The sequence below is a fragment of the Streptomyces sp. NPDC054840 genome (assembly GCF_053611065.1).
The window spans coordinates 1-7250 of record NZ_JBSGZP010000379.1 but is presented as its reverse complement, the minus strand read 5'-3'; the positions used below and the strand labels follow the sequence as shown (position 1 = coordinate 7250).

The following is a 7250-nucleotide window of genomic DNA, read 5'->3' as shown; positions in this document are numbered from 1 at the left end:
GAACTCGTGGGCCATGGCGTCCTTCGGGCTGCGCCACGTGTCCGGGTTGTGCGGGCTGATGTACGCGGTCAGCCGGTCGCTGAGGTCCCGGAACTCCGGGTGTTCGGTGACCTTCGCGATGGCCGGGCCGGGCGGCCGGTCCGACTCGATCAGGTGCAGGTAGACGTCGCCGAACTGGAACAGGCTGCGGCGCGTGACCCCTACCAGGTGCGGGAGTTCACCCGCGTCCGAGCCCGCGAAGAGCTCGGCGATGTCCGGCGCCGATCCCGGCGCCATCCGGGCGACGATGAGAGCGCGGTGCGGCTGGTTCATCCGTACGTGCCTTTCGTCTCAGACCCGGCTGACGGCGGGTGCCCGGCCCTCGCGCTGCCGCTTCTCGATCTTGTCCCGGATGAGAGCCATCTGGATCGGGGAGTTGCGGTTGATGTTGTCGGTCATCCACGCGTCGTCGACGGGGGCGTCCGGCTTCATCGCGAAGTCCTGGGTCCACTTCATCCGGGTGCCGCCGGGCACCTTGAAGTACTGCCAGTGGATGTCCATGTGCGCGAACGGGCCGGTTTCCACCCGCCGGGCCCGGACCGTGAGGCCCTTGCGGTCGACGGTCCGCTCCGAGACCCAGCTCCACACCTTGCCGTTCTCGTCGGGGTGCATGGTCAGGCGGAAGCGGGTGGTGTCGCCCTTCTCCTCGAGGATTTCGAGCGACGCGTACTCACTGAACAGGTGCGGCCAGCTGGGGAGATCGTTGGTCATCTCCCATACGACGTCCACGGGCGCGTTGACGGTGATCTCGTTCTCGGTGTGTCCTGCCATGTCAGGCTCCGGTCATCAGAGTGTGGTTGACGAGGTCGAGGAATTCCCCGGGGGTCTTGCATCGGTCGGCGTGGGTGGGAAGGGCCCGCCCCCGCCGGTTCTCCAGTTCGCCGACGATCCCGAGCAGGCCCAGCGAATCGAGGCCGTACTCCTCGAAGGCGGCGTGCGGACGGCTCGCCAGCTCGGTGGGATCGACGGTGATACCGGCCTTCTTCATGAGGGCCGCCAGTTCCTCCACGGTCAGCCGGTCGGACATCTCGGTTCTCCCTTCTTCCTACGAGCCCTTGCGGACGACGAGCGCGGAGTTCGACCCCATCCGGCCCCGGCTGAGCACCAGCGCGGTGCGCAGCTCCGCGGTGCGGGCGCTGCCCGTCACCACGTCGAGGTCGTGGCACACGTCGTAGACGTTCGGGGTCGGCGGGACGATGCCGTGCTCCAGCGCCAGGACCGCGGCCGCGGTGTCGAGGGCGGGAGCAGCGCAGTAGGCCCTGCCGGTACCGGACTTGGGCGCCGTGACCGGCACCTTCCGCCCGTACCCGCCGAGGGCATCGGCGATGGCGGCCGCCTCGGCCGCGTCGGCCTCCGGGGTCCCGAGGGCGTCGGCGAAGACCACGTCGATCTCCTCGGGCGCGCAGCCGGCTTCCCGGAGGGCACCGCGGATGGCGTGGGCCAGCCCCTCGCCGGCTTCGTCCCGTCGCCGGGTACCGGTGAAGGTCGCGCCGTGGCCGGCCACGACGGCCCGTAGGGTGGCGCCGCGGCGCCGGGCCTCCGCCTCGTCCTCGACGACGAACATCGCGCCGCCCTCGGCGGGGACGAACCCGCAGGCCTTGTCGGTGAACGGCCGGTAGGCGCGCTCGGGGTCGTCCCCCCTGCTCAGCCCTTCGTACTCCAGCTGGCAGACGATGGAGTACGGCGCCAGCGGTGCCTCCGTCGCCCCGACCAGCATGGCCCGGCTGCCCTGGCGGATCCCGCGGGCGGCGTGCGCGAAGGCGTCCAGTCCGCCCGCCTCGTCGCTGGCGACGACACCGCAAGGGCCCTTCAGCCCGCGCCGGATGGAGATCTGGCCGGTGCTCGCGGCGTAGAACCAGGCGATCGACTGGTATGGGCCCACGAAGCGCGGCCCCTGCTCCCAGAGGTGCTGGAGCTCGCGCTGGCCGAACTCACCGCCTCCGGATCCGGCGGCGGTGACGACGCCCACGGAGAAGGGGTCGCCCTCGTAGTCGGCCCGGCCGAGCCGGGCGTCCTCCAGGGCGAGGTCGGCCGCGGCGAGCGCGTGGTGGGTGAAGCGGTCGGTCTGGACGAGGAAGCGGTCCTCGACCAGGGCTCCGGGGTCGAAGCCCCGGACCTCGCCCGCGACGCGCAGCGGCAGGTGTTCGCAGCCCGCCCTGGTGACCCGGTCCAGCACGCTGAGGCCGGACTGGGTCGCCTTCCAGAAGGCGCCCGAGCCCACGCCGTTGGGCGCGACGACTCCGATGCCCGTGATGACCGTACGGCTGGTCACGAGACCTCCTCCTTCGGCCGGGTCATGACCACGGCGGACTGGAATCCGCCGAAGCCGCTGCCCACCGAGAGCACGCTGCGCAGCTTCCGGCCGCGGGCCACGCGGGGTACGTAGTCCAGGTCGCACTCGGGGTCGGGCGTCTCGTAGTTCGCCGTGGGCGGGACCACCTGGTGGGTCATGGCGAGCACGCAGGCCGCGAGTTCGATGGCGCCGATCGCGCCCAGGGAGTGCCCCACCATGGATTTGATGGAGGTCATCGGCGTCTTGTAGGCATGGTCGCCCAGGACCCGCTTGACCGCCGCGGTCTCGTGGCGGTCGTTCTGCTTGGTGCCGGAGCCGTGCGCGTTGACGTAGTCGATCTCGTCGGCGGCGACGCCGGCCTGGGCGAGGGCGGTTTCGATGGCCCGGGCCATCTCCAGGCCCTCGGGGGTCAGCCCGGTCATGTGGTGGGCGTTGCCGAAGGTGGCGTAGCCGCCGATCTCGCAGTAGACGGTCGCACCGCGGGCGCGGGCGTGTTCCAGCTCTTCGAGGACGAGGACGGCGCCGCCCTCGCCGAGGACGAATCCGTCCCGGTCGGCGTCGAACGGCCGTGAGGCGTGGGCCGGGTCGTCGTTGTTCGGCGAGGTCGCCTTGATGGCGTCGAAGCAGGCGACCGTGATGGGTGATATGGGCGAGTCGGAGGCGCCGGCGATGCAGACGTCCATCCGGCCCTCCACGATGGAGTGCACGGCGTACCCGATGGCGTCGAGTCCGGAGGTGCAGCCGGTGGAGACCGTCTGTACCGGGCCCCGCGCACCCGTCTGCTCCGCGACGGCGGAGGCGAGGGTGGCGGGGGTGAACGCCCGGTGGAGGAACGGGCCGGCCCTCTTGTGGTCCACGTCCCACCAGGAGCCGGACTGGCTGACGGCCACGTAGTCGTGCTCCAGCCGGGTGGTACCGCCGACGGCCGTGCCGAGGGAGACCCCCGTCCGCCAGGCCTCGTCCGTGGTGAGGTCGAGTCCCGCGTCCTTCACCGCCTCGCGGGCGGCGACCAGGGCGAACTGGATGTAGCGGTCCGCCCGGTCCGCCTCGCCCGGTTCGAGGCCGTGCGCGGCGGGATCGAAGTCGACCTCGGCGGCTATCCGGGACCGGAACCCGGCCGGGTCGAAGAGGCTGATCCCTCGGGTCGCCGTACGGCCGTTGGAGAGCAGGTCCCAGAAGTCGCGGACGCCGATCCCGCCGGGTGCGACGACACCGACTCCGGTGACGGCCACCCGCCGGGGGGTCACGAGACCACTCCCGTACGGTCCGGGGGCTGCTCCCACGCGGTGCCCTCCGGGTGCGGGGCCTGCTCGGTGTCCACGTGGCCGAGCTCGGGGCGCGGGGCCAGCGGGCCGAGGTGGAAGACCATGCGGGCCTCGGTGTCCCCGACGTTGCGGAAGCGGTGGCGCACGTTCAGCGGAACCAGGAGTCCCTGGTCGGTGCGCAGCGGGTGGGCCTCGCCGTCGAGGTCGACCTCCAGGCGGCCGCTGACCACGTACACGAACTCCTCGGAGTAGGGGTGGTAGTGCTCGGCGATCGAATCGCCGGGGGCCATGATCGCCAGGCCCATGAAGCCGCTGGTGGAACCCACGGAGGTCGGGGTGAGCACCGCCCTCAGGTCTCCGCCGCGCCGGCGGTTGGGCGGCGTCTCGCTGAGGTCCACGATGCGTGGGCGCTGTTGGGTCATGGCGGGTTCCTCCTGCGTGTGGGGAGAGCCTGGGTGCGGATGGGTGGGGTTCGGGGGGCGGGCGGTATGACGGGGGCCGGGGATGGACCCGATGCACCGGTGTGGGCCGGGGAGATCAGGAATCCGCGGGTGCCCGGCGGTCCGTGATCAGCTTCATGATGTGGTCCGTGGCGAGTCCCCGCCCGTCGGCCCGGGCCGTCAGCCGGTCGAGCACCGCCGCCTTGCGCGGTCCCGATACCCCGAAGGTGATGTCGGGCTCGGCGTCGAACGGCCCGCGGACGTCGATGAGCCGGACGACGATGTCGTCACGCTGGAAGATGCTGCTGCTCCGAACGGGGCTGCTCGGATCATGTGCGGCCGCCTCGTCCTGCCGGGCCAGGAACTTGGCGAGCGCGGCGCCGCAGCCGGGCTTGGCCGGGTGGAAGAGCGCGTGCCGCTGAACCTCGGCGGAGTCGGGCTCGGGTGCGGCGATGTGGTGGACCGCCGGGAGCGCGGCACGCATGAAGAACATGCGGGCGGACTCCGGATCGTTCAGGTTCCGGTCCTTCTCCAGGTGCGGGTTGAGTGCCTCTTCCGCCGCCCTGACCCCCGGCTGCTCGGAGACGTGGCGCAGGGCCGCCATCAGGTCGCCCTGGACCTCCACCATGCGCACGACGCGGTTGCCGTGCATGAACAGCGAGGTCCGGCAGAGCCGGGTGTGGTCGTCGACCCGGGCTTCCGGCGAGGCGTAGCTGGAGAGGATGGACGCGACCTCCTTCTCGCTGCCCGGCTTGACGGTGAAGGTGAGTGCGTGGCGCACGATGCCGGCGCCCAACCGGGGAGTCTTCTGCAGGCGCACCGCGGCCGGGCGGTCCGCCTCGCCGTAGCCGCGGCCGGTCTCGCGCAGGACGGTGAACTTGAGCGGGCGCATCGCGCGGGCGCACGCGCCGAGCGGCTTCACCTGTTCGGCGTGATGCTCACTGTTGACCCATGCGAGGTACTGCGGGGCACTCTCCCACTCGCTGGTGATGAGCCATTGGGAGGGATTCTCGAAGGACTGGCACAGCTGGTCACTGATGTGGCCCGGAACCGACGCGATGTCGTGGCGGAGCTGTTCGTACACCTCGAAGAACCGCTGCTGGGTCCCCTCGTGGAGGTCCATCAGCAGCACGACCCGGAGCATGGAGCCGTCGAAGGCTGACTGCGACACCCGTTCGGACAGGGTGGTTGTCATCTACTCACTCCTTCATGAGGGGGTGGAGATCCATCGCGTACGGACCCCTCGTCCGTCACCGGTGGCGTCCGCCCGGGCCGGCGGCCGCCTCTGTCGGGAACGGCAGGCCGGCGCGTCTCAGGGGGGCCGCTGTCGCTCATCGTCATCCGCGCGGGGACGTACCGCTACATGTCCGGATCAAGCGGGTGACAACCGGCGAATCAACTGGGCCTCATCCAGGATCGGGGGCATAAAGACTCCACTCCCCCGCACAGAAAACAGGAGCCCGCAGCTGATGGAAGACAACGCCGATGTTCGCGTACCGGTTCTCGTCGTGGGCGGCTCCCTCGTGGGCCTGTCCACCTCGCTTTTCCTGAGCCGCCACGGAGTGAGGCACCTGCTGGTCGAGAAGCACTCCGGCACCTCCGCACACCCGCGGGGCCGTGGCATCAACGCCCGGACGATGGAGCTGTTCCGCGCGGCAGGGGCGGAGCACGCGATCCGCCGGGCGGCGTCCGCACTGGAGGGAATTCAGGGCATTCTGCAGGCCCGGTCACTGACCGACGGCGACCACAACTGGCTGATCAAGTCGATCGATCCGGCCGGGGCGCTGGCCCGGTTCAGCCCGACCGGATGGTGCCTGTGCAGCCAGAACAACATCGAGCCGGTACTGGCCGAACAGAGCCGCGACCTGGGCGCCGACGTCCGGTTCTCCACCGAGCTGATGAGCTTCGACCAGGACGCCACGGGGGTGAACGCCGTGGTGAAGGACCGGGAGACGGGCGAGCACATCACCGTGCGCGCCGACTTCCTGATCGCCGCTGACGGGCCGCGCAGTCCCGTCAGGGAACAGCTGTGCATCCCCCAGACGGGTAACGGCGAGCTGTTCCACAACGTGAGTGTCACCTTCCGCTCGGAGAAGCTCGTCGAGGTGCTGGGCGACCTGCGCTTCATCGTCTGCTACCTGATGCGCCCCGGAGCGGACGGGGCGCTGCTGCCCGTGGACAACAAGACGCAGTGGGTCTTCCACGCCCCGTGGCACCCGGAGCAGGGCGAGACCCTGGAGGACTTCACCGACGAGCGGTGCGTGGATCAGATCCGCGAAGCGATCGGCGTACCCGACCTGGACGTGCGGATCGGCGGCAAGGCGCCGTGGCATGCGGCCGAACGGGTGGCGCAGCGGTATTCGTCCGGTCGGGTCTTCCTGGCCGGCGACGCGGCACACGAGATGTCGCCCACCGGAGCGTTCGGCTCCAACACGGGCATCCAGGATGCGCACAACCTGGCATGGAAGATCGCCGCGGTACTGGACGGCTCGGCCGGCATCGAGCTGCTCGACACCTACGAGGCCGAGCGGCTGCCGGTGGCCAGGGCCACCAGTGAGCGGGCGTCGGCCCGTTCGGCGGAACACAGCCACCCGGGGTACGCGCCGCCGCCCACCATGGGCGGCGGGCCGGGCAGCGGGGTCCTCACCACCGCCATGGGCTACTGCTACCCGACGGGCGCGCTCGTCGGCGGGGAGCCCGGACGGCCCGTCATTCCGGAGACTCTACGCCTGGTCGGTGACACCGGGACCCGGGCCCCGCACATGTGGGTGACCCTGGCGGGTGAACGGATCTCCACCCTGGACCTCTACGAGCGCTCCTTCGTGCTCCTCAGCGGTACGGGGACGCCGTGGAAGGCAGCCGCGAAGCGGGTCGCCGAGCAGCTGCCGCTGCGGCTGGACGCCTACACCATCGGCTCCGGCCCGGATGCGGACCTGATCCAGGAGGGGCGCTCCGACTGGACCGAGGTCCACGCGATGAGCGCCGAGGGCGCCGTGCTCGTACGGCCGGACGGGTTCGCGGCCTGGCGCTCGGAGGGAGCCGTGGCCGATGCCGCGGCGACGCTGCGCGAGGTCCTCTCGACGGTACTGCGCCGGGCGTGAGAACCTCGCCCCCGCTTCCGCCGGCCGTGCGTGCGGCCGGCGGAAGGGGTTCAGCGGCAGGCCCAGCAACCTGCCCAGCAGCCGGCGTCCGCCGCGGCGGTACGCCGGCGGC

Annotated in this window: 8 protein-coding genes; 1 reads left to right on the top strand and 7 read right to left on the bottom strand. The window is 71.1% G+C overall.

Going from position 1 to position 7250, the window contains the following annotated elements; translation table 11 throughout:
- The 7 genes from ACWGIU_RS24265 to ACWGIU_RS24235 form a co-directional block, all read right to left on the bottom strand.
- Positions 1 to 312: TcmI family type II polyketide cyclase (locus ACWGIU_RS24265; RefSeq protein WP_453709030.1), on the bottom strand; the 312-nt coding region annotated here is incomplete at its 3' end.
- Positions 313 to 330: 18 nt separating this feature from the next.
- Positions 331 to 810: an SRPBCC family protein gene (locus ACWGIU_RS24260; protein ID WP_453709028.1), complete on the bottom strand. Its 480-nt coding sequence runs from the start codon at positions 808 to 810 to the stop codon at positions 331 to 333.
- A gap of 1 nt (position 811) precedes the next feature.
- Positions 812 to 1066, bottom strand: a complete 255-nt coding sequence (locus ACWGIU_RS24255; protein ID WP_453709027.1) for an acyl carrier protein — start codon at positions 1064 to 1066, stop codon at positions 812 to 814.
- 18 nt (positions 1067 to 1084) lie between these two features.
- Entirely contained in the window at positions 1085 to 2311 is a 1227-nt protein-coding gene (locus tag ACWGIU_RS24250) for a beta-ketoacyl synthase N-terminal-like domain-containing protein (protein ID WP_453709026.1), read from the bottom strand.
- A complete protein-coding gene (locus ACWGIU_RS24245) occupies positions 2308 to 3579 on the bottom strand; it encodes a beta-ketoacyl-[acyl-carrier-protein] synthase family protein (RefSeq protein WP_453709024.1) in 1272 nt (423 codons plus the stop codon). The genes ACWGIU_RS24250 and ACWGIU_RS24245 overlap by 4 nt, the downstream gene beginning before the upstream one ends.
- On the bottom strand, positions 3576 to 4019 hold the full coding sequence (locus tag ACWGIU_RS24240; RefSeq protein ID WP_453709022.1) for a cupin domain-containing protein: 444 nt from the start codon (positions 4017 to 4019) through the stop codon (positions 3576 to 3578). Before ACWGIU_RS24240 ends, ACWGIU_RS24245 begins: the two co-directional genes overlap by 4 nt.
- Before the next feature lie 115 nt (positions 4020 to 4134).
- Entirely contained in the window at positions 4135 to 5232 is a 1098-nt protein-coding gene (locus ACWGIU_RS24235) for a SchA/CurD-like domain-containing protein (RefSeq protein ID WP_453709020.1), read from the bottom strand.
- 274 nt (positions 5233 to 5506) lie between these two features.
- Here ACWGIU_RS24235 and ACWGIU_RS24230 point away from each other — a divergent pair, with 274 nt between their 5' ends.
- Positions 5507 to 7138, top strand: a complete 1632-nt coding sequence (locus ACWGIU_RS24230; protein ID WP_453709018.1) for an FAD-dependent oxidoreductase — start codon at positions 5507 to 5509, stop codon at positions 7136 to 7138.
- Positions 7139 to 7250: the final 112 nt, after the last annotated feature.

What these genes read in the sequence shown, in the direction of transcription:
- ACWGIU_RS24230 (WP_453709018.1), top strand. Translation starts at nt 5,507, where the DNA reads ATGGAAGACAACGCCGATGTTCGCGTACCGGTTCTCGTCGTGGGCGGC.
- ACWGIU_RS24255 (WP_453709027.1), bottom strand. Translation starts at nt 1,066, where the DNA reads ATGTCCGACCGGCTGACCGTGGAGGAACTGGCGGCCCTCATGAAGAAG.
- ACWGIU_RS24240 (WP_453709022.1), bottom strand. Translation starts at nt 4,019, where the DNA reads ATGACCCAACAGCGCCCACGCATCGTGGACCTCAGCGAGACGCCGCCC.
- ACWGIU_RS24260 (WP_453709028.1), bottom strand. Translation starts at nt 810, where the DNA reads ATGGCAGGACACACCGAGAACGAGATCACCGTCAACGCGCCCGTGGAC.
- ACWGIU_RS24235 (WP_453709020.1), bottom strand. Translation starts at nt 5,232, where the DNA reads ATGACAACCACCCTGTCCGAACGGGTGTCGCAGTCAGCCTTCGACGGC.